Origin of the sequence: Pasteurella canis (genome assembly GCF_020810675.1) — a bacterium.
Classification (GTDB): Bacteria; Pseudomonadota; Gammaproteobacteria; order Enterobacterales; family Pasteurellaceae; genus Pasteurella; species Pasteurella canis.
On the sequence record NZ_CP085871.1, the window covers coordinates 2,131,490 to 2,155,583 of the forward strand.

The window sequence follows — 24,094 nt, forward strand, 5'->3', positions numbered from 1 at the left end:
GTATTTAAGAAAAACTGGGGAAATTATACGCTTTTCTATTTAATAAGCCAAAATCATAAATAAGCGGAATTGCTGGATTCCGCTTACTATATAATATTTAAATGATAAAGAAAAAATTAGAAGATTAAACGATCTTTATTTTTTTCTAAAATAACATTACCAATACCCTGTACTTCAAGTAATTGCTCTATCTTTGTGAAAGGACCATGTGCTTCACGATACTGGATAATCGCTTCTGCTTTTTTAGCACCAACTCCAATTAAGTCATGTTGTAATTCGGCAGCTGTCGCATTATTTATATTGATTTTTCCTATACCTGTAACAGATTCAGTTGAAACATGATCTACTGCGATAAGTGGTGTGTTTGTAGTGTTTGTTGAATTAGCGAATAGATTTGTGCTAGTAAAAATTGAGCTTAAAGTTAAAATGGCAATAATAACTGAATTAAATGTCATAAATTTTCCTTCAAATAGTTAAATTAACAATGAACTGTTGAGTTGTCTCAACGGAAAGTTATTTTGGTGAAAATAGGAAAACTTACAAAAAATTGACCGTACTTTTACGAGCTGGATCGCAGAAAATAGCTTTAATAAGTAGAAAAGATAAAGAAAAAAGCTAGAAAACCATTCTAGCTTTATACTTAATTGACTTCTTTAATACGTAATTCTTTCGGTACTTCAAATATCGTATTTTCTTCACAGCCTTGCAGCTCTTCTACACTTGTTACCCCTAGTTCTTGTAATCGATTTACGACTGATTGGACTAACACTTCAGGAGCGGAAGCACCCGCAGTAATACCAATTGTTTTTACATTATCAAGCCATTTAGGGTCGATGTCATCAGCATCATCGATTAATTTAGAATTAACTCCCATCCGAGAAGCAAGTTCAGCTAGTCGATTTGAATTTGAAGAGTTTTTTGAGCCGACTACAATGACTAAATCAGATTGTTGAGCAAGCTCACGTACTGCTTGTTGACGGTTAGTTGTAGCATAACAAATATCATTTTTACGCGGACCCTGAATAGCAGGATATTTTTGTTTTAAAGCTTCAATAACCTCACTAGTATCATCAATCGATAATGTTGTTTGAGTCATAAAAGTCAAGTCTTCATCGTTTTTTAAATTTAACTTAGCAATATCCTCTACACTTTCGACTAAAAAAATGCCGCCTTCTTGATTGTCATATTGCCCCATAGTTCCTTCTACTTCGGGGTGTCCTTCATGCCCAATCAGAATTGCTTTTGTGCCTTTACGGCTTGCACGAGCAACTTGCATATGTACTTTCGTAACTAACGGACAAGTGGCATCAAAGACCTTAAGGTTACGCTTTTTAGCTTCTTGACGAACAGCCTGTGAAACGCCATGGGCAGAGAAAATAACAATGGCACCATCTGGTACCTCATTTAACTCTTCGACAAAAATTGCCCCTCGTTCGCGTAATCCATTGACGACAAAGCGGTTATGTACTACTTCATGACGTACATAAATAGGTGAGCCGTGAATTTCTAATGCAGATTCGACAATGCTAATAGCGCGGTCAACACCTGCACAAAACCCTCTCGGATTAGCTAAAATAATTTTCATTATTTTCCCTTATTTATCTGCTTGTTTCGGCTTGTGTGCCGATTCATTGCGATTTTTGAACGCATCCAATACTAGAAGAGCAGCTCCTATTGAGATAGCCACATCAGCAACATTAAACACAGGATAATGGTAAATATCCCAATAAAAGTCAAAGAAGTCGACTACAAAACCATGGTAAGCACGATCAATCATATTTCCAAGTGCCCCTCCAATAATTAAGGCATAAGCACTGTTTTGTATTTTTTGTCCGACATCATTTTTGTATAGAAAATAGATTAGCATTAAAGAAATGACACAAGCTAATATAATAAACAGATATTTTTGCCAGCCACTATGTTCAGCTAAAAAACTAAATGCAGCACCATAGTTTCGTACATAAGTTAAATTAAAGAAAGGAAAGATGTTAATACTCTCATATAAAGTGAAATTTTGTACAACAAGATATTTTGTGCTTAAATCGAGTATAAAAGCAATTACACTTAGCCATAAAAAAGAAAGACCCGTTCTAGTTTGTGTCATAAGTACCTTTAAACATTTTCAAAATTGTATGGGCGAACTACTGTTCGCCCTAGAAGAGATTAAACAAATTTTATAAAGGGACGTTTAATGAACGTCTTGGCTTTATTTAAGCGAATTTTCTGATTTCACCCTCACCTTCTACATTCTCAACACAGCGAGAGCAAAGCGTTGGATGATTTGAGTTTATACCAATAGTATCGGAATAGTGCCAACAACGTGGACATTTCTCGGCAATAGAACGAATGACTTTAACAGCTAATCCTTTAACTTCTCCTTCTGGCACATCTGATTCAGCTAATGGTTTGACTTCAGCCTTTGACGTAATCAACACAAAACGTAATTCATCTTGTAATTGCTTTAATAATTCAGCAGATTTCTCATCTGCGTAAATAGTAATCTCGGCTTCTAATCCTGCTCCAATAATTTTGTCATTACGAGCTTGTTCTAATACACGATTAATTTCGTTACGCAGCGTAATGATTTGTTGCCAATAAGCATCATTCATCATCTCGTTCGTATTTAACGCGAACAGCCCATCGTAAAATTCTTCAGTAAAGACAAATTCGGCACGTTCACCAGGTATGTATTGCCAAATCTCATCGGCTGTAAATGATAAGATTGGTGCAATCCAACGAACTAATGCCTCAGCAATATGCCATAAAGCAGTTTGACAACTACGGCGAGCCAGGCTATCTGCTTTAGTCGTATATTGACGATCTTTAATGATATCTAAATAGAATGATCCCATTTCGATAGAACAGAATTTCATCAAACGTTGAACAACTGTGTGAAATTGATAGTTATCGTAGGCATCTTTAATTTCATTTTGCGCTTGTAATGCACAGTCTACTGCCCAGCGATCTAATACGATCATATCTTCTGGTTTGACTAAGTCACGTTTAGGATCAAAGCCATTTAAGTTAGCTAATAAAAAGCGAGCGGTATTACGGATACGACGGTAAGTATCACCTGCACTATTTAAGATTTTGTGTGAAACAGCAATTTCACCTGTGTAATCAGTTGAGGCAACCCATAAACGTAGGATATCCGCTCCGTTTTTATTCCAAACCTCACTTGGTAGAATTACATTACCAAGTGATTTAGACATTTTGTAACCTTTTTCATCCACGGTGAAACCATGAGTTAACACTTGTTTATAAGGTGCTTTATTATCAGTCGCAGTGGAAAGCATAAGGGATGACATGAACCAACCTCGATGTTGATCAGAACCTTCTAGGTACATATCTGCTTCATTATTGTTAAATTCTAGACGATCTTTGACAACTGAGAAATAAGTGGAGCCAGAATCAAACCATACATCTAACGTATCTGGTACTTTTCTATATTGCTCAGCATCTGCTCCAAGTAATTCTTTTGGATCAAGATCCCACCAAGCTTGAATGCCTTTTTCTTCAACACGTTTTGCAACTTCTTCTACTAATTCTACAGTACGAGGATGTAATTCTTCAGTTTCTTTATGAATAAATAATGCGACAGGCACACCCCAAGTACGTTGACGAGAAATACACCAATCAGGACGGTTTTCAACCATTTTTTCAATACGTGCTTGACCCCAGCTTGGAATCCAACGTACTTTCTGAATTTCGTTTAATGCTTGTTGGCGTAATCCTTGTTTTTCCATACCGATAAACCATTGCGGTGTAGCACGGAAAATAATAGGTGTTTTGTGTCGCCAGCAGTGTGGGTAACTGTGTTTGATTTTACTGAATTTCAGCATGGCTCCGACTTCTTGTAGTTTCGTAACGACAAGATCGTTTGATTCAAAAACACCTTTGCCAGCAAAGAATGGCACATCCTCTTTGAATAGACCATCATTACCAATTAATCCAGCCATCTCAATGCCATTTTTCATTGCGATAACATAGTCATCATGACCATGATCTGGTGCGGTATGAACCAAACCTGTACCACCATCTGTTGTGACGTGATCACCTAAAATAAAGGGGACATCATATTCATAGAATGGATGATTGAAACGTAACCAGTTCAAATCTACGCCTTTGGCCTCACCTAGCACTTCGAACTGCTCAACACCAACTGCTTTAGCAACATTTTCCACTAAATCTTTCGCTAAAATGACACGTTCATCAGCAAATTGAACAAGCTGGTAATCTAAATGTTCGTTAATCGCAATTGCACGATTTGATGGCAATGTCCAAGGTGTTGTGGTCCAAATAATGGCAGAAAGTTTGCCAGAACCTTTTCCCTCTGCATTAAATTTTGTTTCTACTGCAATCTGATCTACTGCATTAAAGCGCACATAAATTGATGGAGAGACGCGATCTTCATATTCTACTTCTGCTTCAGCTAAAGATGAGGCACAATCTAGACACCAATGAACAGGTTTTGAGCCTTTATATAAATGTCCATTTTCTACAGCTTTACCAAAAGCACGAATAATATTAGCTTCGGTATGGAAATTCATAGTGAGATACGGGTTATCCCAATCTCCTAATACGCCCATACGAATAAAGTCTGCTTTTTGCCCTTCTACTTGCTCTGCTGCATATTTGCGACAAGCTGCACGGAACTCAGCTGCCGAAATTTTTTCATTTGGTTTACCTACGATACTTTCGACTTTTAGTTCGATTGGCAAACCATGACAATCCCAACCAGGAATATATGGGGAATCATAGCCTAAAGCTGTTTTGGATTTAATAATAATATCTTTTAGAATTTTATTAACAGCATGACCTAAGTGAAGTGAACCATTTGCATAAGGAGGACCATCATGCAAAATAAAAGATTTTTTACCTTTTGAGGCATGGCGAATTTTTTGGTAAAGCGCTTTTTCATACCAGTTTTGCAACATTTGAGGCTCGCGTTTCGCAAGATCTCCACGCATAGGGAACCCTGTTTCAGGTAGGTTTAAGGTATTTTTATAATCAACTGTCATTATGATATTCCCAATTAATAAAATTAATTAATCTGTTACTTATTGTTTATTCTAAAAAATAACTTTGCTGTCTCCACATCTTGAGCAATTTGTTGTTTTAATGCATCGAAAGATGGGAATTTAAATTCATTACGGATTTTATGGCAAAACTCAACTTCAATACATTGTCCATAAATATCACCTTTAAAATCAAATAGATGCGTTTCTAATAACTGTAAGGCACCATTGATAGTAGGTCGTTTACCAATGTTTGCTACCCCGAGATAAATCTCATTATTTTTTAACCGCACTTTAACGGCATATACCCCTTTTACAGGATTAACTTGGCGGTGTAATGGTATATTTGCAGTGGGAAAACCGATAGTTCGTCCAAGTTTATTACCATGTGCTACTCGACCTAAAATACTATAGGGTTTACCTAGTATTTTTGTCGCATAAGTTAAGTTATCATTAGCTAAGGCTTCTCGAATGGCTGTACTGCTGATACGTAATTGCTCGACACAAAAACTGTGGTTATCTTCAACAATAAAACCAAATTTTTTACTCGCTTGTTGTAATAAAGCAAAATTACCTTGGCGTTTTGCACCAAAGCGAAAGTCATCTCCAATACTTAAAAATTTCACTTTCAATTTTGCTACTAACCAATCTTCAATAAAGACTTCAGCTGATTGTTGAGCAAAGGATTGATTAAATCGAATACAAATAACGTAATCTACACCTAAAGTGGCAAGATGATGTAATTTATCACGCAAACGCATTAAACGAGCAGGCGAATCCGTATCAGTGAAATATTCGCGTGGCTGAGGTTCAAATAACATAACAACAACTGGTAAATTCAATTCGTCAGCTTTTTGGCGTAAATGACGTAAAATAGCTTGATGGCCTAAGTGAACACCATCGAAATTGCCAATTGTTAGTGCACAACCTGATAAATTTTTAGGTAAATTATGAATGCCACGAATTAGTCGCATTGAAATTGTTATCCGTTCGAAATTTATAAGTCAAAATATCCGAGCATTATAAGCATAAATTCACTAAATAGGCGATATTTTTTTATACTTATCCTTTGTTAAATAAATCTTGTTTGCGAATACCCACAAGAATGAGTGAGCCAAAATAAACAAGGATAGCTAAACCAATTAACCACATTAGCCAATGTATACGAGTTAAGAAGCTCATTGCATACCATTCAAGTAGGTTTGGTGTGTTATACCAAACTAATCCTCCCATCACGGCTGCAGAGAAAAAAACTTTAGCAAAAAAGATCGCACTTTGACGGCTGAAATGATAAACGTCTTGTTTCACTAAACCATGATAGAGTAAGTAAGCATTTAATGTAGCCGACATAGCCGATGCCATGGCGAGTCCCACATAACTAAATGGAATCGCTAATAAGTTGAATAGCATATTGCTGATCATTGCAATAATACCTATTTTAACGGGTGTCTTTGTATCTTGACGTGCGTAATAACCGTTTGCGAGGATTTTTATTAACATAAAACTTAGTAATCCTGCATTAAAGGCCCATAATGAAAAAGATGCTGCTTGAACATCATTTAGACCAAAATTGCCACGCATAAAAAGGACTAATAACAGAGGTTGTGCCAGAATAGCGATACCTACCATCGCTGGGATACCAAGCAATAAGATCATTCGTATCCCCCAATCCATTGTATTGCGGAAATGTTGGTTACTTTGTCCATCGTTTTTGTCGCGATTAACATGATGACGCGCTAATGTTGGCAGAATGACAGTAGAAATAGCGATACCAAATAGTCCTAATGGAAATTCTAATAAACGATCAGAATAGTAAAGCCAGCTGATGGAACCTGTCATTAAAAAGCTTGCAATTAAAGTATCTAATAATAAATTGATTTGACTGACAGAGACACCAAACAAAGCAGGAATCATCAATGTGCGAATCTTTTTTACTCCTTCATCATGCCAAGCCCATTTTGGCTTTACCAAGAGACCTGCTTGTTTTAAAAAAGGAATTTGAAATAAAAATTGCAGTAAACCACCGATAAAAATACCAATTGCTAATGCTAAGTCAGGATTTTCTATGCGAGGGGCAAGGAAAAGAGCAGTACAAATCATAGCAATATTGAGTAAGACAGGTGAAAAAGACATTACTCCAAATTTGCCAATAGTATTCAGAATTGCACCAGATAAAGCAACAAAAGTAACAAACCACAAATAAGGGAAAGTAATTTTTAATAATAATGAAGCTTGTTCAAATTTGACTGCGTTGGGTCCATCATTGAGCCAATCTAAAAACCAACCTGTACCAAAAATAGCTGCAACAATCGGTGAGAAAATCATCGCAAATAGAGTGACTAACGACACGAGCACTCCTAATGTACCTGATACTTTTCCAATAAACTCTCGTGTTTTATTAATATCACCAGATTTTTGGTATTCAGCAAGGACTGGAACGAAGGCTTGCGAGAATGCTCCTTCTGCAAAGAGCCGACGTAGAAAATTAGGGATCTTATTGGCGAATAAAAAGACATCTGCTGCAACACCTGCACCTAATAAATTAGCAATTACTACATCTCGTATTAAGCCTAAAATACGTGATAATAACGTCATTGTACTGACGACAATACCTGATTTTAATAATCCTTTGCTCAAAATAATGTACTCGGCTTGGTTGTTTGAATAAATTTTACTTAATTGTATAGAAATTTCGTTTTTACGCTATATTCTACGTAAAAAAACTGCTAAAATCTCGCCCACATCGTTTGGTGAGTGACCTTTGACGTGCTTAATTGATATAACGATGCGAAAATTTTCGGTTGTGTCTCACCGAAATCAATAACAAATTTTCAGTGACAATGCCGAATTAGTCATTGACAAAAGCATAGAAAATAGGCATATTTTACGCCTTTAATTTATCTCGTTTACTAACAAATAATTTTAGGAGTTTGACCTTGGCTAATATCAAGTCAGCTAAAAAACGTGCGATTCAATCAGAAAAACGCCGTCAACACAATGCAAGTCAACGCTCAATGATGCGTACTTACATTAAAAAAGTTTACGCAGCAGTAGCAGCAGGTGATAAATCAGTAGCAGAAGCAGCATTTGTAGAAATGCAAAAAGTAGTGGATAGAATGGCTTCTAAAGGTTTAATTCACGCAAACAAAGCAGCAAACCATAAAGCTAAATTATCTGCACAAATTAAAAAATTAGCGTAATTTTGACTTTTAAATAATATAAAACCGCACTTTTGTTAAAGCTGCGGTTTTTTATTGCTTTTTTACCCTTGAATAAGGTGTTTTATTTTATTTATTAAAGCGTTTACGTCTACGGTGATAAGTTAATGTATTTTTAATTGGTTTTAAGCTACGAGTAGTTGGAGTAGTTTCAATTTTTGTACGATATGCTCTACGGTAGTGACTTAAAAAATAATGTACTGAGCTAGCGAGTAATACACCAGCGAGAAACACAATAATGAGTTCGCCGTAAAGTTGGTGGAAAATTTGATTGATTTTATTTTGTGTAGTTTTGCCATATTTTACATCAAAAGTCACACGCAGAAAACCTTCAAGACCATTAGAAGAATAAATAGGTTCAACAATTTGTTGCGTATTGTTGTCCTCTTTTGTTTGTGTTTGAATAGCTAGCCCTAAAGTTGAGCGTAAATTTTTAGATTGGTTAGTCTGTGCTAATAATTCCCCATTATTAGCATAAATAGAAGCATCAAGAACAAATTCCTCTTTAGCAAAAGAATTTAAATTTTCGCTCAGTTTTTCTGTACTCGCATTGTTGACTAACAACATAGAAAATAAGTTAGCTTGTTGACGGACTAATAAATGCGATAGATTAGATACTTGATTAACACTGGCTAATTGTGAGCCAATTTTAAATTGCTGTACGCCAAATAAAATGACAGCAATAGTCGCAATACAAAATAAAATGATCGAGATGATCATCGTCAGTTTAATCAGTTTTTCTTTGGCTAAATGCAAGTTCTTTTTTCCTAAAGCTAAGTAAATAGGCTAGAATACAACCTACTTTATTTTAAATCACAATTTACAGGATTTTCTATGCAAACACAAAATCTTGCAAGTATTACTCATTATTTCCCTCAATTTCCAAACACATTGTTACCTAATGAAGCACCAACTCAAGGAACAGTAAAGTTCATTTTGTATGGAACAGATTTAAATTATGTAAAGTTACAACAATTTCAGCAAAAGTGCGGTGAAAATTTTATTATTCTAGATGGATGGGCTGTTTTACACAATACAGTTGTGTTGTTACAAGGAACATGGCAAGCAGAATGGTTAACTTATGCACATGAACTAAGAGTAGATATCGCGCAAATTGATTTTGCTCCCCGCTTAAAACAATCTGGGTTATTAGTAATGGATATGGATTCTACTGCAATTCAAATAGAATGTATTGATGAAATAGCAAAATTAGCTGGTACAGGTGAGCTTGTTTCTTCCATCACTGCACAAGCAATGCGTGGAGAATTAGATTTTGAGCAAAGTTTACGTCGCCGAGTAGCTACTCTACAAGGCGCCCCCGAGCATATTTTGGCGCAAGTGAGAGAAAACCTCCCTTTAATGCCTGGATTAGTAGAAACGCTAAAACAATTACAACAATATAAGTGGAAAACTGCGATTGCATCAGGTGGATTTACTTATTTTACTGATTATTTAAAAGAGTTTCTAAAGCTCGATTATGCAGTTTCAAATCAATTTGATATTCAAAATGGAATATTAACTGGTGAGATCAAGGGTGATGTGGTTGATGCAAAATATAAAGCGATAACATTACAACAATTAGCACAAGAATATGGGATTAAGCCAGAGAATACCGTCGCTATTGGTGATGGTGCAAATGATTTAGCTATGATGAAGGTTGCTGGGTTAGGTGTCGCACTACATGCTAAGCCTAAAGTACAACAACAAGCACAAATTGTGGTAAACTTCGCAGACTTTAGTGCACTTTTATGCTTATTGAGTGCAAATGAGCGATTAACTAAGGAGTAAATAATTATGCCTTCTTTTGATATTGTATCTGAAATTACCTTACATGAAGTACGCAATGCAGTGGATAATGCAAATCGTGATTTAACAAACCGTTGGGATTTTCGTAATGTGCAAGCTGCAATTGAGCTAAATGAAAAAAATGAAACGATTAAAGTATCTAGTGAATCTGATTTTCAGGTTGAGCAATTAGTTGATATTTTACGCAATGCTTGTATTAAGCGTGGAATTGATTCTAGTTCACTTGATATTCCATCTGAATATGAACATAGTGGTAAAACGTATAGTAAAGAAATCAAGCTAAAGCAAGGTATCGAAACTGAGATGGCAAAGAAAATCACGAAGTTGATTAAAGAATCCAAATTAAAAGTTCAAACTCAGATTCAAGGTGAGCAAGTACGTGTCACAGGCAAATCAAGAGATGACTTACAAGCGGTAATTCAATTAGTCAAAGGTGCAGAATTAGGGCAGCCATTCCAATTCAATAACTTTAGAGATTAATTGCAAAAAAGCCGAAGCAATGTTTCTTCGGCTTTTTATGTATCCTTTTGAGTATTTATTTACTCATGATTTTTAAGTATCTTAAAATAAAGATAAGTAAACTTGCACCTAGTACACCAAATAATAGACCTGCGAAGGAAAAACTTCCTGCTGACTGTGCAGAACCAATTTCTAAAATGTCACCAAAAATCCAACGACCAAGTGATGAACCAATAATACCGATAATGATATTCATAAGCAGACCCATGTCACTTTTCATGACTTTTTCTGCAATCCAACCTATTAAAGCACCTACAATAATAGCTGAAATCCAACCCATATTTTTCTCCTTATGAGTAGTCAATAAAAAATTAAAATCAAATTATGATTTTAAAAAGCGTATTGCAGATAAGTAATGTGAGATGTTTCTCATCTAATAACACATTTCTTATACATACAGGAAGTACCATAACAGAATTTAACACAAATGCAACAATATTGGTTTAAATATGTACAGAGTGTCTTCAGTTGCTGTTATTTTAATCACAATTTGGCTTTATTATATTAATTTTAGAGAATGGATTTCATTAATATTTCATGATTAATTTATGAAGTGAATCAGAATATCTGGTATTTTTTAGCTATTATATAATAAAGCAAAAGACAGTATAAAAATGCTTAAATAGCTCGATTTTTAAAGCAATTTGAAGTGGTTTGGATTCAGAATAAAGCCGGGCGAATTGGAAAGGTGGTGCCCCCAACAGGACTTGAACCTGTGACCAATCGATTATGAGTCGACTGCTCTGACCGACTGAGCTATAGGGGCCGATCTTGTTAAATAGAAAACTCGGGAATTATAGAGAAATATTATAATAAAGTCTAGGAATTCTCTTTTAGATGTTTCAAATTTAAGCAAAAAGGCTGCTAATATTATTAACAGCCTTTGAGTGTTTGAAACTATTCGTCTAAAAAGCTTCTTAATGTTTCTGAACGGCTTGGATGACGGAGTTTACGTAGTGCTTGAGCTTCGATTTGACGAATACGTTCACGTGTTACATCAAATTGTTTACCAACTTCTTCTAAGGTATGGTCTGTATTCATGTCTATACCAAAGCGCATACGTAATACTTTAGCTTCACGTGGAGTTAAGCCTTCTAGCACTTCATGTGTTGCGACTTTTAGACTTTGCGCAGTAGCAGAGTCTAATGGTAACTCAAGTGTAGAGTCTTCAATAAAATCGCCTAAATGTGAGTCATCATCATCACCAATTGGAGTTTCCATCGAAATTGGTTCTTTCGCAATTTTCAGTACTTTACGAATTTTATCTTCAGGCATTCCCATACGTTCAGCAAGTTCTTCTGGTGAGGCTTCTCGTCCCATTTCTTGTAGCATTTGACGTGAAATACGGTTTAATTTATTAATCGTTTCGATCATATGTACAGGGATACGAATTGTTCTAGCTTGATCTGCGATAGAACGTGTAATTGCTTGACGAATCCACCAGGTTGCGTAAGTGGAGAATTTATAACCACGACGATATTCAAATTTATCAACAGCTTTCATTAATCCAATGTTGCCTTCTTGAATTAAATCTAAGAATTGTAAACCTCGGTTAGTGTATTTTTTAGCAATAGAAATCACTAAACGTAAGTTAGCTTCTACCATTTCTTTTTTAGCACGACGTGCTTTTAGTTCCCCTGCTGCAATATGCTCACAGACTTCACGGATTTGTTGTACACTTAAATTGGTTTGGCGTTCAATCTCTAAGATATTTTGAATATGGTAACGGATTTCTTCTTCGTATTTAGCTAATTTTTCTGACCAATTTTTACCTGACGATATTGCTTTAATGAGCCAAGTATCTTGATTTTCATGTCCAATGAACATTTTTTGGAACTGTTCTTTTGGCATTTTTGCTTTATCAACAACAATTTTCTGAATACTACGCTCTTGTAAGCGAACAGAACGCATCATGTTACTCATTAAATTTACAAGTGTATCGAATTGTTTTGGCACTAAGCGAAATTGAGTGAAGACATCAGCTAATGCTTGGATTTGCTCTTTTGATTTTTTGCTTGTTCGACCATGTTTTTCAATTATCGCTATAGTTTTACTATGTTGAGTTCTTAGTTCTAAGAATTTTTCACGAGCAACTTCTGGGTCAATTGAGTTATCAGAATCGCTGTCATCGTTTGAGCTCGACTCTTCGCTTTCTTCTTCCTCTTCTTCATCATCATTGATATCCACTACAACGTTACTTGATTCCTCATCTTCATCATAGGATTCTTCAATTTCGGGAACATCTGCTTCTGCAATTGCATTAGGATCAACAAAACCTGTAATCAAATCCGCTAAACGAACACCACCTTCTTCAACGAGATCATATTGTTCGAGTAAATAGCTAATCGCTTCAGGATAGAAAGCAATTGCACTTTGTACTTCATTGATGCCTTCTTCAATACGTTTTGCAATGTCAATTTCGCCTTCTCGAGTAAGAAGTTCAACACTCCCCATTTCACGCATATACATACGTACAGGGTCAGTTGTACGCCCAATTTCAGCTTCAACACTAGATAATACCTGTGTTGCTTCTTCTACTGCATCTTCGTCAGCAATCGCTTCATTTAGCATTAGATCATCGGCATCTGGCGCAGTTTCTAATACTTGAATGCCCATATCGTTGATCATCTGAATAATATCTTCAATTTGTTCAGCATCCACGAGCTCTTCTGGGAGGTGATCATTCACCTCTGCATAAGTGAGATAGCCTTGTTCTTTGCCTTGTGCGATTAACAATTTCAATTGAGATTGTGGATTTTGATCCATAATAATATATCCGCCTTGATTGAGTAGTTATGAAGATAAAATACGACTGATTTTATCATTGTTATAATAGATTAACTATGCCTTTTGTTGTTTTTTCACTAATAATTGCGTTAACTTTTGTCGCTCATTTGGATTGAGTCCTGTCGAACGATCTTTCGCAATTAAAGCATCTATTTCGCGTTCAATAAGTTGGAAATAGAAATAACGTAATGTGTCTTTAAAGGTTTCTTCGATTTTTTCATCTTCTACAAGATGATCCCAAAATGCCAAAATTTCAAGAGCTTTACTATATTCTGTATCTCGCCAATACTCTAAGATCTGTCCCGTTGTAATACCAATTTTTTCTTGACAAAGTGCGGTCAGTTTTTCAAATAATTCAAGACCAGATTCATTCAATACTCTTAATGGGGTCAAATTCGGTACGAGTTGTGCGAGTTCTGGATTTTGTAGTAATAATCCAATGAGTAAACGCATTGGAGTATGTTTAACTGTTTGTGCTTGATGGTGGATTTTCACTTCGCTATAAGTTGGAATCATGCTTTCCAATTGTGCTTGGTCTAAAATCCCTAGCTTTTGTGCTAAGGTGTTACGTAACGATAAACGTAACATTTCACCTGGAATTTTTTTGATTAAAGGTATGGCTAATGCAGCGAGTTTGGCTTTACCTTCTTTCGTTGAAAAATCGACTTGCGGTGTAAGACTTGAGAATAAAAACTCACTCAGTGATTGCGCCTTTTTGATATAGTCTTCAAAACCTGTTTTTCCATATTGGCGAATAAAAGAGTCAGGATCTTCGCCATCAGGTAGGAAAATAAACTTAAGTTGTCTGCCATCTTCTAAATAAGGTAAAGCATTTTCAAAAGCCCTCCAAGCAGCCTCACGTCCAGCGCGGTCTCCATCATAACAGCAAATAGCCTGCTCAGTTGAGCGAAATAATAGTTGAATTTGTTCTGCAGTAGTTGCTGTACCAAGAGATGCGACAGTGTAATCTATTCCAAATTGGGCTAATGCCACAACATCCATATAGCCTTCGACAACAAGTAACATCTCTGGGCTTTCATTACATTGTAATGCTTCAAATAAGCCATAAAGCTCGTTGCCTTTATGGTAGGTAGCACTTTCTGGTGAGTTTAGATATTTAGGTTTGTCATCATTTAACACTCGCCCGCCAAAGGCAATGGTTCTACCACGACGATCACGAATTGGGAACATTATACGATGACGGAAACGATCATAAATATCACCACGATCATTACGTGATAGCATCCCAAGATCAAAGAGTTTTTGTTGATCGTCTTTTGTTTTCGCAAAATGCTGTAAAATCGAATCGAATGTATTTGGTACAAAACCAATTTGGAAACGTTCGATGATCTCGGAAGAGAGACCTCGTTGTTGTAAATAACTTTGAGCTGGAATGTGCAGTGTTAATTGTTGTTGATAGAACTGTGCAATTTCCTGCATTAATTCATACAAGTTGCGTTTAGTTTGATAGCCTATTTGCTTACCATGAAATTGAGCTTTATTTTCACGTGGTATTTCCAGGCCTAGCATACCCGCTAACTCTTCAATCGCTTCTACAAACTCTAATTTATCATACTCCATTAGAAATGAAATTGCGTTGCCATGAGCCCCACAACCAAAACAATGATAAAATTGTTTTTTTTGACTAACGGTAAACGAAGGTGTTTTTTCATGGTGGAATGGACAACAAGCTTGATAATCACGACCTGCTTTTTTGAGCTTCACTCGGGCATTAATAAGCTCCACAATATCTGTTTTAGCTAACAGATCATCAATGAATGTGCGTGGAATTGAGCCTTTCATCAAGTGTATGCCCTTTTAGGTAAGTAGTAAAAAATAGGAGCTTATTGAATGAAACAAAACCGTGATACCTAGAGGTTTCACGGTTTGTATAACTCGAGTTTTTAAATACTGTATTAAGTATTAGTATAAACGTGTATTACGTGCGTTTTCACGAGCAACGCGTTTTGCATGACGTTTAGCACGAGTTGCGTTTTCACGTTTACGGATAGTCGTTGGTTTTTCATAAAATTCACGGCTGCGAACTTCCGCTAAAATACCAGCTTTTTCGCAAGAGCGTTTAAAACGACGTAATGCAACGTCAAATGATTCGTTTTCACGTACTTTAATTACAGGCATAAGCCAATCACCTCAATGGAATTAATTTTGCAATTGCTAATTTATTTTACCGTTTGGAATAAACGGCTTATTCAATAAAGGTCGCAATTTTAATCTACTTTTTGTTTAAAAGCAAAGGGAAGTTTGATCTTTTCTATAAAAATCGTTGTGTAAACTGGTGAAAGAATAATAAACAAGGTAAAATCTCGCGATGAAAATAATCAGAAAGGAAAAGTGAATGCGAGTATTAGGCATTGAAACATCTTGTGATGAAACTGGTGTTGCTATTTATGATGACGAAAAAGGATTAGTGGCCAATCAACTTTATACTCAAATTGCATTACATGCAGATTATGGTGGGGTTGTCCCTGAACTGGCATCGCGCGATCATATCCGTAAAACAGCCCCTTTAATTCAGGCTGCGTTAGCAGAAGCAAACCTAAATGCAGAAGATATTGATGGTATTGCTTATACTGCAGGTCCAGGATTAGTGGGGGCATTATTAGTGGGATCTACTATTGCAAGATCCTTAGCTTATGCGTGGAATCTACCAGCTATTGGTGTTCATCATATGGAAGGGCATTTATTAGCACCAATGTTAGAAGAAAATGCTCCACGTTTTCCTTTTATTGCATTATTAGTTTCAGGCGGACATACTCAGTTAGTGAAAGTGGATGCAGTCGGACAATACCAACTATTAGGTGAGTCTATTGACGATGCAGCTGGCGAGGCTTTTGATAAAACAGCAAAATTGTTAGGATTGGATTATCCTGGTGGTGCGGCACTTTCACGTCTAGCGCAAAAAGGAAATCCTGATCGTTTTATTTTTCCTCGTCCTATGACAGATAGACCAGGTTTAGATTTCAGTTTTTCAGGATTAAAAACTTTTGCAGCAAATACGATTGCACAAGTAATTCAACAAGAAAGTGAGTTAACAGAACAAACTAAAGCAGATATTGCTTATGCTTTTCAACAAGCTGTTGTAGAAACACTGGCAATTAAGTGTCGCCGAGCGTTAAAAGAAACAGGATTGACACGTTTGGTTATTGCAGGTGGCGTGAGTGCAAATAAACAATTACGTCAACATTTGTCCGAATTAATGCAGCAGCTCAATGGGGAGGTTTTTTATCCACAACCTCAATTTTGTACTGATAATGGTGCGATGATTGCTTATGCTGGATTGTTACGCCTAAAACAAGGTGAGCAACAAGATCTTGCGATCGAAGTGAAACCTCGTTGGTCTATGACGACATTATCGCCAATTGTTACAATCTAGCTCTCAAGGAAATGAATATGGAACAACATAAATTAAAAGCGATGCGTGCAGCAGGTGTAGGTTGTGTTTTCATGTTAGCATTAATTGCAATTGCTATTTTTATGATGCCAACAGAACAACTTATAGATTATTTAACCGAGGCTGGGCATTTCGTAGGTGGTGGAACAACTTTTGGTATTTTGATGTTAGCTGCATTACCTCCTCTAACGGGGGCAATTTTTTATTATTTCTTTAAATGGGCACTAAAATAAAAAAACAGGAATGATATGGCAAAGCTCTATTTTTATTATTCAACAATGAATGCGGGTAAGTCCACAACATTGTTGCAATCTTCGTATAACTATCAGGAGCGTAATATGAATACGCTTGTTTATACTGCTGCAATTGATGATCGTTTTGGTGTGGGAAAAGTGACTTCTCGTATTGGTATTAGCCAAGATGCGCGGCTTTTTCACAAAGAAAGTAATTTATTAGCAGAAATAGAGCAGCATGTAATGCATGAAAAGTTAAATTGTATTTTAGTAGACGAAGCACAGTTTTTGACCAAATCCCAAGTCTATCAACTTAGCGAAGTTGTGGATAAGCTGAATATTCCAGTATTGTGTTATGGTTTACGTACGGATTTTCAGTCTGAGTTATTTGAAGGAAGTCAGTATTTACTTGCTTGGGCTGATCAATTAGAAGAGCTTAAAACTATTTGTTATTGTGGTCGTAAAGCGAATTTTGTGTTGCGTTTAAATGAACAAGGAGATGTTGTGCGTGATGGCGCCCAAATTCAAATTGGAGGTAATGACAGCTATTTATCTGTTTGTCGCCAGCACTATAAAGAGAAGATTGCGTGATTTTGCTCACTTAAAGAGCGGTCAGCTTTGACTAAATTTGATCAAAAAAGGCGATATTTTATTTCTTTATATCGCCTTTAAATTGGAGTCCTACTTTAGGTTAACGCATCGTCACAAATTCTTCTGATCCTGTTGGATGAATAGCTACTGTGTTATCAAAATCTGCTTTAGTTGCACCCATTTTAATTGCCACAGCAAAGCCCTGAATCATTTCATCTACCCCAAAACCAATCCCATGTAAACCAACGATTTTCTCTTCTTTACCTGTACAAACTAGCTTCATTTTACAAGGTTGGCGATGTTGTGTCACAGCACTATACATCGGTGTGAAAGCAGATTTATATACTTTCACATTTTCTGCACCATATTGTTCGATCGCTTGTGGTTCTGTGAGTCCTATTGTACCAATTGGTGGATGGCTAAAGACAACTGTTGGGACTAAATTATAGTCTAAATGTTCATTTGGTTTATTATTAAATAGGCGCTCTGATAAACGACGACCAGCAGCAACTGCAACTGGAGTTAACTCAATACCGCCTTCAATAATATCACCTACAGAATAAATACCTTTTATATTTGTATTTTGATATTTATCTACTTTGATAAATCCACGCTCGTTCGTTTTTACACCTGTAGCTGCTAAATTGATGGTATCTGTAGCAGGATGGCGACCAATCGCCCAAATTAAGCAATCGACTTCTTGTGTACGTCCGTCTTCAAGCTGTAAACTTAATGAGCCATCAGCATTTTTTGTCACTTGTTTTGGAATAGCATGAGTATGCAAATGGATACCATCTTGCGACATAACGTCTAATAATGTCTCTACAATTAATGGATCAAAATTGCGTAACGGTGCATGTTGACGAACAAACAAATGAGTTTCAACACCGAAACTATTCATGACGCCAGCAAGTTCAACGGCAATATAACCTGCACCAATAACAGCTACACGTTTTGGTAATTGTGTGAGTTCAAAGACGCCGTCAGAGTCAATACCATATTCTGCACCTATAATATTTGGACGGCTTGGGCGTCCGCCTGTTGCAATTAAAATATGGTCTGCTGTAATGTGTTCGCCATTTACTTCGACAGTATTCGTATTAACAAATTTAGCGAATCCTTGAATAACATCAACATTATTTTTGGCTAAAACGTTATTGTAGGAAGTATGAATGCGACTGATATAAGCTTGTCGATTTTCGACCAATTTAGAAAAGTCAAACTGGCTCACATTCACTTCAAAACCATAATCTGGAGCATAAAGATGAATTGCCTCAGCTATTTGTGCGCCATACCACATGACTTTTTTGGGCACACAGCCTACATTAACGCAAGTACCACCTAAATGTTTGGCTTCGATGATAGCACATTTCTTACCGTAGCTTGCAGCACGATTAATTGAGGCAATGCCACCGCTACCACCACCGATAGCAATATAATCATAATGTTTTGTCATTGTTGTATTCCTTTTAGATACACATAATTACAATAAATTTGTCGTTATTTTGCCGAATAAATAAACATAAAGCAAAACGATATCATAACTCAGTTTAATGAGTAATAGATTATTCAGGTACTACCCATTTAACTGACCAATTTCCCGTTCCTTCTGGAACTAAGGTTTGGGTTAAATAAGGCAGAATTTTTTTCATCTGTTGCTCAAGTGTCCAAGGAGGGTTAATGACAATCATACCACTGGCAGTCATCCCACGTTGTTCACTATCTGGACGTACAGCTAATTCAATTTGTAAGATTTTACGAATTCCTGTGTTTTCAAAGTGACGTAGCATCCGTTTAATTTGTTGGCGCAATACAACAGGATACCAAATGGCGTAAGTACCCGTAGCAAAACGTTTATAGCCATCTTCTACTGCTTGTACAACTAAATCATAATCTTCTTTTAATTCGTAAGGTGGATCAATTAAGATAAGTCCACGCCGTTCTTTGGGGGGTAAGGTTGCTTTTAATTGTTGGAAACCATTTTCTCTCTTACTTGTTACATTTTTAAATTCTTTGAAATTGTTACGTAGCAATGGGAAATCACTTGGGTGGAGTTCAGTCAACAAAGCACGATCTTGTGGACGCAACATTGTTGCAGCAATTAACGGCGAGCCTGCGTAATAACGTAATTCTTTACCACCATAATTGAATTTTTTTATTAATTGAATATAACGTGTAATTTCTTCGGGGAAATCATCACGTTGCCAGAGACGTCCAATACCCTCTTCAAACTCTGCTGTTTTTTCTGCTTCTTCGCTAAATAAGCGATAACGTCCCACACCTGCATGTGTGTCTAAATAATAGAAGCCTTTTTCTTTTAATTGAAAGTTTTCAATAATAAGCATTAATACGATATGTTTTAACACATCGGCATGATTACCTGCATGAAAACTGTGACGATAACTAAGCATAAATATTGCCTTTAAAATAGAAATTATAAAAAAGAGACCGCACTTTTATGATCAAAAGTGCGGTGGATTTTAGAAGAGTTCTTCTCGGTCGTCTACTGATGAATTACTATCAGGGTTAGTAAAGTCAGATGGTATATAATAGCCTTGTTCTTCAACATAAGTACGTTTAGGCTCAGTACCATTGATAAAATATTCTATTCGTCCGCCACTGTTTGTTAATAAACCAGATCCTGTATCAATACGTTTTTCTACAATATTAGGTGGTGGAGCTAATTTACGTTCAGGAATGTCAGCTAAACTAGTTAACATATAAGCTTGCCAAGCTGGCATTGCGGTTTTGGCTCCAGCTTCTCCACGACCTAAATTGCGTTTATTATCATCAAACCCCACGTAAACAGCCGTCGTTAAATGAGCACCAAATCCAGCATACCAAGCGACTTTAGAGTTATTTGTTGTTCCTGTTTTACCGCCAATATCCTGACGTTTGAATGCTTTTGATAAGCGCCAACTTGTTCCAACCCAGCTTTTACCTGCTTCACCATAAATTGCTGATGTTAATGCGCTTCGGACTAAAAAGGCCAGCTCACCACTGATAACTCGTGGTGCATACTGTGTTTCTGAGTTATCTGTTTTTGCAGCAGCCATGAAATGTAAATGACTTTCATCAATTGGGTTAGTATTGATCGGTTCTAGATCTGGGATATCAGGGATAATATCACCTAATTCATCACTGCCTTCATCAGATACATCAATATTGAGATTTTCAGTTAGACTTAAATCATAATTTTTAAATGCATCTAGTTTTTCTGTCTCACCATATAACACTGGAATATCATGACAAGTAATACAAGCAATTTTGGGATTAGCAAGGAAAACTTCTTTACCTGTGTTATCTAAAATACGGTTGATAATAAAAGGTTCAATTAAAAAACCACCATTATCAAATACAGCGTAACCTCGAGCCATTTCTAATGGTGTGAATGATGCAGCACCTAATGCTAATGCTTCACTAGCAAAAAATTGTTCTTTTTTAAAACCAAAACGTTGTAAAAACTCAGCGGTAAATTCCACACCAGCCATTTGCATTGCTCGAATAGCAATCATATTTTTGGATAAGCCTAGACCTACTCGCAAACGCATTGGGCCATCAAAACGGTTTGGTGAGTTTTTAGGAGCCCACGGTTTTTGTCCCGCTTTTTTTAAAACCAAAGGAGAGTCTTGTAACACACTAGATAAAGTAAGCCCTTTTTCTAGTGCAGCAGCATAAATGAAAGGCTTAATTGAAGAACCAACTTGTACTAAAGATTGTGTTGCACGATTAAATTTACTTTGTTCAAAGCTAAACCCCCCAACTAAAGCTTCAATAGCACCATTATCACTATTTAATGAGACTAAAGCAGAATTGACTTCTGGTAGCTGCGCTAAAATCCATTCGCCATTGTCACGTTGGCGAATCCAAATTTGATCACCTACTTTAGGTGTTTTTTTCCCTGCCCAACGCATTGCATTATTTGACAAGGTCATTTTTTCGCCTGATGATAATAGTAATTCAGCGCCAGTTTTATTTGTAGCCAGTACTGCTGCAGGTAAGAGCGGTTCAGAATTGGGGAGTTTTTTTAAGAAACCAATAATACGATCTATCTCCCAAGGTGTTTCCTCTTTTTGCCAGAGTGGCGCACCTCCACGGTAACCATGGCGCATATCATAATCAATCAGATTATTACGTAGTGCTTTTTGTGCTTCAGCTTGATCTTTCGATAACACAGTCGTATAAACTTTAAAACCACTCGTATAGGCTTTTTCTTCACCAAAGCGTCTTACCATTTCTTGGCGAGCCATTTCAGTGACGTAATCAGCACGGAAATCAATTTGTGCACCATGATAGCTAGCTACGATAGGTTCTTTAATTGCTGAATCATATTCTTCTTGTGTAATGTATTTTGTCGTCAGCATACGTCCTAACACAATATTACGTCTTTCTGTGGCTCGTTTTAATGAATAAATTGGATTCATTGTAGAAGGAGCTTTAGGTAAACCAGCAATTACAGCCATTTCAGATAATGTCAATTGCTCTAATTCTTTACCAAAATAAGTTTTTGCAGCAGCAGCAACACCATAAGAACGGTAACCTAAATAAATTTTATTTAAATACAATTCTAAAATTTCGTTTTTAGTTAATGTATTTTCAATATCAATGGCTAAAACAGCTTCTTTTGCTTTACGTTCAATCGATTTTTCAGGTGTTAAGAAGAAATTACGTGCTAATTGCTGTGTAATTGTACTTGCCCCTTGAGATGCACCACCTTTAGTAATTGCCACTGTAATAGCACGAGCAATACCAATAGGATCTAGTCCATGATGCTCATAGAAACGACTGTCTTCCGTTGCGAGAACAGCATTGATAAGAGGTTGTGGAATTTGTTCTAATGGCACAGGAATTCGGCGCTGCTCCCCAACCTCACCAATAAGTTTGCCATCAGCTGTATAAATTTGCATAGGTTGTTGTAACTCAACCGTTTTAAGGCTTTCTACATCAGGTAAATCTGCTTTCAAATAGATATATACCGCACCTACCGCGACACAACCCAATACAATTAATGTTAATAGGGTACTTAATATTAATTTTGCGATCCGCATCGAAAAATTCTCTCTTGGTTAATGCTTGTTTATTAAAAAACTCAAAAAATTATTCACAGTATAAAGATAACAAGACTAAATCCAAAGCTAAAAGTTCAGCAGAAATGTAAATAATCAGTAAATAGGAGACATCAAATGTGGCAACTTTCGATGACTTTAATTCAAGTAGGTGTGTGGCGACGAGGACAAAATATTGAATTTGTTTGGTTAGATATGGAACATAAACCGCAGAAATTCTGTACAACAATAGAGATGTTAGCAGAAGCTAAAAATAAGATCCTCATTTGTTTAGCAAGCAAACAAAAAATACACTTATCTTTTATTACTGCAATTTCACCTCATCAAATTTGGACTAAAAGTATATTGCTGCCTCAACAATTAAATGAACAAGAATGTGAGCAGCAATGTCAATTTCTCCTAGAACAAGAATTATCTATCCCTCTATCTAATCTTTGGTTTGATTATTATGCAGATATGGTACAACAAGGTTTCCAGCTTACGCTTTTTGCTGTTCAAAAGTCGATTGCACAACAATATTTAACAGAATTATCTGTATTAAATATTGATGTATTAGACAATTTAGCACATAGCATTTTACGTGCTTTCCAATTTCTTATGCCTACAGTGCAAAGTATAAATACATTGTTTTTATATCAAGATGAACAAAGTTGTATCGCACTTGAAGAACAACGATATCAATTACTCGTCTTACAAAAAACGCATTCAGATTTGACTGCACTTTATACTCAATTTTGTCAACGTTATGAACATCAACCTAAGCAAGTTATTGTTTACCGTATACACGCGCAAGATGTTTTACCGCCAGACTGGACTGAGTTACACACAACTTTACCAATCATTGCTTTAGGTAGTGCATTATGGCGAAAAAGATTATCAAATGAGCTTGGCGATGATAAATAAGCTTATCGAGATACAAAAGTGACATATCATTTGAACTTATTGCCTTGGCGGCAGAAACAACGTCGGCAGCGTTTAATTCTTTTTACTATTCAGTGCTGTATCGCGTTAGTTTGCTTCATTGTGGGTAATTTTGTGTTACTGGTATTCTCTGAGTCCCTGACTCAGCAAAAAATATTAAAACAGACAAATCGACAGCAAATTACTTCTAATTTACAGCAAGTTAACCACCAAGTTTCCGAATTAAGAAAGAATTATCTTGTACAAGAAAAAATGTTTTTATTATCTACAAAAACATTGAATATCCTTTTGGACAGTATAACCACATTACCTTTACAACGAGGTGAGTTAGAGGAGCTTAGTTGGGATTCTGGGTTAGTCATTTTGAAGGGATATGTGGAGACACAAACAGAATTTGAAGAATTAAATCAGTTTCTTACTTCTAATATATTATTTCAAGAAATCAAATTAACGCATTTTCAATTAGAACTACAGCATATTTCTTTTCAATTTGAGTTGCAATTAGCAATGGGGTGAATTATCG

Annotated in this window: 22 protein-coding genes and 1 tRNA gene; 8 read left to right on the forward strand and 15 right to left on the reverse strand. The window is 36.2% G+C overall.

Annotation, left to right across the window (positions count from 1 at the left end):
- Window positions 1-116: 116 nt before the first annotated feature.
- The 6 genes from K7G93_RS10000 to murJ all read right to left on the reverse strand — a co-directional run bounded on the left by K7G93_RS10000 (window position 117) and on the right by murJ (window position 7,655).
- Window positions 117-455, reverse strand: coding sequence for a ComEA family DNA-binding protein (locus K7G93_RS10000; protein WP_224045953.1), 339 nt, complete (start codon window positions 453-455; stop codon window positions 117-119).
- Between the two features lie 185 nt (window positions 456-640).
- On the reverse strand, window positions 641-1,585 hold the full coding sequence (ispH, locus tag K7G93_RS10005; RefSeq protein ID WP_049214670.1) for a 4-hydroxy-3-methylbut-2-enyl diphosphate reductase: 945 nt from the start codon (window positions 1,583-1,585) through the stop codon (window positions 641-643).
- A 9-nt stretch (window positions 1,586-1,594) separates the two neighbouring features.
- On the reverse strand, window positions 1,595-2,104 hold the full coding sequence (lspA, locus tag K7G93_RS10010; protein ID WP_226690347.1) for a signal peptidase II: 510 nt from the start codon (window positions 2,102-2,104) through the stop codon (window positions 1,595-1,597).
- A gap of 106 nt (window positions 2,105-2,210) precedes the next feature.
- Window positions 2,211-5,021, reverse strand: a complete 2,811-nt coding sequence (ileS, locus tag K7G93_RS10015) for an isoleucine--tRNA ligase (RefSeq protein WP_226690348.1) — start codon at window positions 5,019-5,021, stop codon at window positions 2,211-2,213.
- Window positions 5,022-5,056: 35 nt separating this feature from the next.
- Window positions 5,057-5,992: a bifunctional riboflavin kinase/FAD synthetase gene (gene ribF / locus K7G93_RS10020; RefSeq protein ID WP_049214667.1), complete on the reverse strand. Its 936-nt coding sequence runs from the start codon at window positions 5,990-5,992 to the stop codon at window positions 5,057-5,059.
- 88 nt (window positions 5,993-6,080) lie between these two features.
- Window positions 6,081-7,655 (reverse strand): murein biosynthesis integral membrane protein MurJ, encoded by a 1,575-nt coding sequence (gene murJ / locus K7G93_RS10025; protein WP_226690349.1) that lies wholly within the window; start codon window positions 7,653-7,655, stop codon window positions 6,081-6,083.
- A 299-nt stretch (window positions 7,656-7,954) separates the two neighbouring features.
- Between murJ and rpsT the strand changes: the two genes are divergently transcribed.
- Window positions 7,955-8,218 (forward strand): 30S ribosomal protein S20, encoded by a 264-nt coding sequence (rpsT, locus tag K7G93_RS10030; protein ID WP_046339622.1) that lies wholly within the window; start codon window positions 7,955-7,957, stop codon window positions 8,216-8,218.
- A gap of 87 nt (window positions 8,219-8,305) precedes the next feature.
- Here rpsT and K7G93_RS10035 read toward each other — a convergent pair whose 3' ends face one another.
- Window positions 8,306-8,992: a YtjB family periplasmic protein gene (locus K7G93_RS10035; RefSeq protein ID WP_049214665.1), complete on the reverse strand. Its 687-nt coding sequence runs from the start codon at window positions 8,990-8,992 to the stop codon at window positions 8,306-8,308.
- A gap of 78 nt (window positions 8,993-9,070) precedes the next feature.
- On the opposite strand from K7G93_RS10035, the gene serB reads away from it, so the two are divergent.
- Both serB and K7G93_RS10045 read left to right on the forward strand, forming a co-directional pair.
- On the forward strand, window positions 9,071-10,024 hold the full coding sequence (gene serB, locus K7G93_RS10040; protein ID WP_160531101.1) for a phosphoserine phosphatase: 954 nt from the start codon (window positions 9,071-9,073) through the stop codon (window positions 10,022-10,024).
- A 6-nt stretch (window positions 10,025-10,030) separates the two neighbouring features.
- Window positions 10,031-10,522, forward strand: coding sequence for a YajQ family cyclic di-GMP-binding protein (locus K7G93_RS10045; protein WP_160531102.1), 492 nt, complete (start codon window positions 10,031-10,033; stop codon window positions 10,520-10,522).
- Window positions 10,523-10,577: 55 nt separating this feature from the next.
- Here the strand turns inward: K7G93_RS10045 and K7G93_RS10050 are convergent, their stop codons facing one another.
- The 5 genes from K7G93_RS10050 to rpsU form a co-directional block, all read right to left on the reverse strand.
- A complete protein-coding gene (locus K7G93_RS10050) occupies window positions 10,578-10,841 on the reverse strand; it encodes a GlsB/YeaQ/YmgE family stress response membrane protein (RefSeq protein ID WP_049214662.1) in 264 nt (87 codons plus the stop codon).
- A gap of 409 nt (window positions 10,842-11,250) precedes the next feature.
- Window positions 11,251-11,327, reverse strand: a tRNA-Ile gene (locus K7G93_RS10055).
- A gap of 131 nt (window positions 11,328-11,458) precedes the next feature.
- Window positions 11,459-13,327, reverse strand: a complete 1,869-nt coding sequence (gene rpoD / locus K7G93_RS10060) for an RNA polymerase sigma factor RpoD (protein WP_228400384.1) — start codon at window positions 13,325-13,327, stop codon at window positions 11,459-11,461.
- Between the two features lie 75 nt (window positions 13,328-13,402).
- Entirely contained in the window at window positions 13,403-15,151 is a 1,749-nt protein-coding gene (gene dnaG / locus K7G93_RS10065) for a DNA primase (protein ID WP_226690350.1), read from the reverse strand.
- A gap of 120 nt (window positions 15,152-15,271) precedes the next feature.
- Window positions 15,272-15,487: a 30S ribosomal protein S21 gene (rpsU, locus tag K7G93_RS10070; RefSeq protein WP_005717672.1), complete on the reverse strand. Its 216-nt coding sequence runs from the start codon at window positions 15,485-15,487 to the stop codon at window positions 15,272-15,274.
- A gap of 217 nt (window positions 15,488-15,704) precedes the next feature.
- On the opposite strand from rpsU, the gene tsaD reads away from it, so the two are divergent.
- The 3 genes from tsaD to K7G93_RS10085 are packed head-to-tail and all read left to right on the forward strand — an operon-like array spanning window position 15,705 to window position 17,584.
- Window positions 15,705-16,742 carry a tRNA (adenosine(37)-N6)-threonylcarbamoyltransferase complex transferase subunit TsaD gene (gene tsaD / locus K7G93_RS10075; RefSeq protein ID WP_160531105.1) on the forward strand — a complete coding sequence of 346 codons (1,038 nt, stop codon included), beginning with the start codon at window positions 15,705-15,707 and terminating at the stop codon, window positions 16,740-16,742.
- 17 nt (window positions 16,743-16,759) lie between these two features.
- Entirely contained in the window at window positions 16,760-16,993 is a 234-nt protein-coding gene (locus tag K7G93_RS10080; RefSeq protein WP_226690351.1) for a hypothetical protein, read from the forward strand.
- A gap of 15 nt (window positions 16,994-17,008) precedes the next feature.
- Window positions 17,009-17,584, forward strand: coding sequence for a thymidine kinase (locus tag K7G93_RS10085; protein WP_049214657.1), 576 nt, complete (start codon window positions 17,009-17,011; stop codon window positions 17,582-17,584).
- A gap of 100 nt (window positions 17,585-17,684) precedes the next feature.
- Here the strand turns inward: K7G93_RS10085 and gorA are convergent, their stop codons facing one another.
- The 3 genes from gorA to K7G93_RS10100 all read right to left on the reverse strand — a co-directional run bounded on the left by gorA (window position 17,685) and on the right by K7G93_RS10100 (window position 22,632).
- Window positions 17,685-19,040 (reverse strand): glutathione-disulfide reductase, encoded by a 1,356-nt coding sequence (gene gorA, locus K7G93_RS10090; protein ID WP_226690352.1) that lies wholly within the window; start codon window positions 19,038-19,040, stop codon window positions 17,685-17,687.
- 109 nt (window positions 19,041-19,149) lie between these two features.
- Entirely contained in the window at window positions 19,150-19,995 is an 846-nt protein-coding gene (locus K7G93_RS10095; protein WP_160531106.1) for a 23S rRNA (adenine(2030)-N(6))-methyltransferase RlmJ, read from the reverse strand.
- Between the two features lie 69 nt (window positions 19,996-20,064).
- Window positions 20,065-22,632 (reverse strand): penicillin-binding protein 1A, encoded by a 2,568-nt coding sequence (locus tag K7G93_RS10100; protein ID WP_226690353.1) that lies wholly within the window; start codon window positions 22,630-22,632, stop codon window positions 20,065-20,067.
- 135 nt (window positions 22,633-22,767) lie between these two features.
- Between K7G93_RS10100 and K7G93_RS10105 the strand changes: the two genes are divergently transcribed.
- Window positions 22,768-23,553 (forward strand): type IV pilus biogenesis protein PilM, encoded by a 786-nt coding sequence (locus K7G93_RS10105; RefSeq protein WP_226690354.1) that lies wholly within the window; start codon window positions 22,768-22,770, stop codon window positions 23,551-23,553.
- Window positions 23,554-23,571: 18 nt separating this feature from the next.
- The gene (locus tag K7G93_RS10110; protein WP_226690355.1) at window positions 23,572-24,087 is read left to right on the forward strand and encodes a PilN family protein; all 516 of its coding nucleotides are present in this window, start codon (window positions 23,572-23,574) and stop codon (window positions 24,085-24,087) included.
- The last annotated feature ends 7 nt before the right edge of the window (window positions 24,088-24,094 follow it).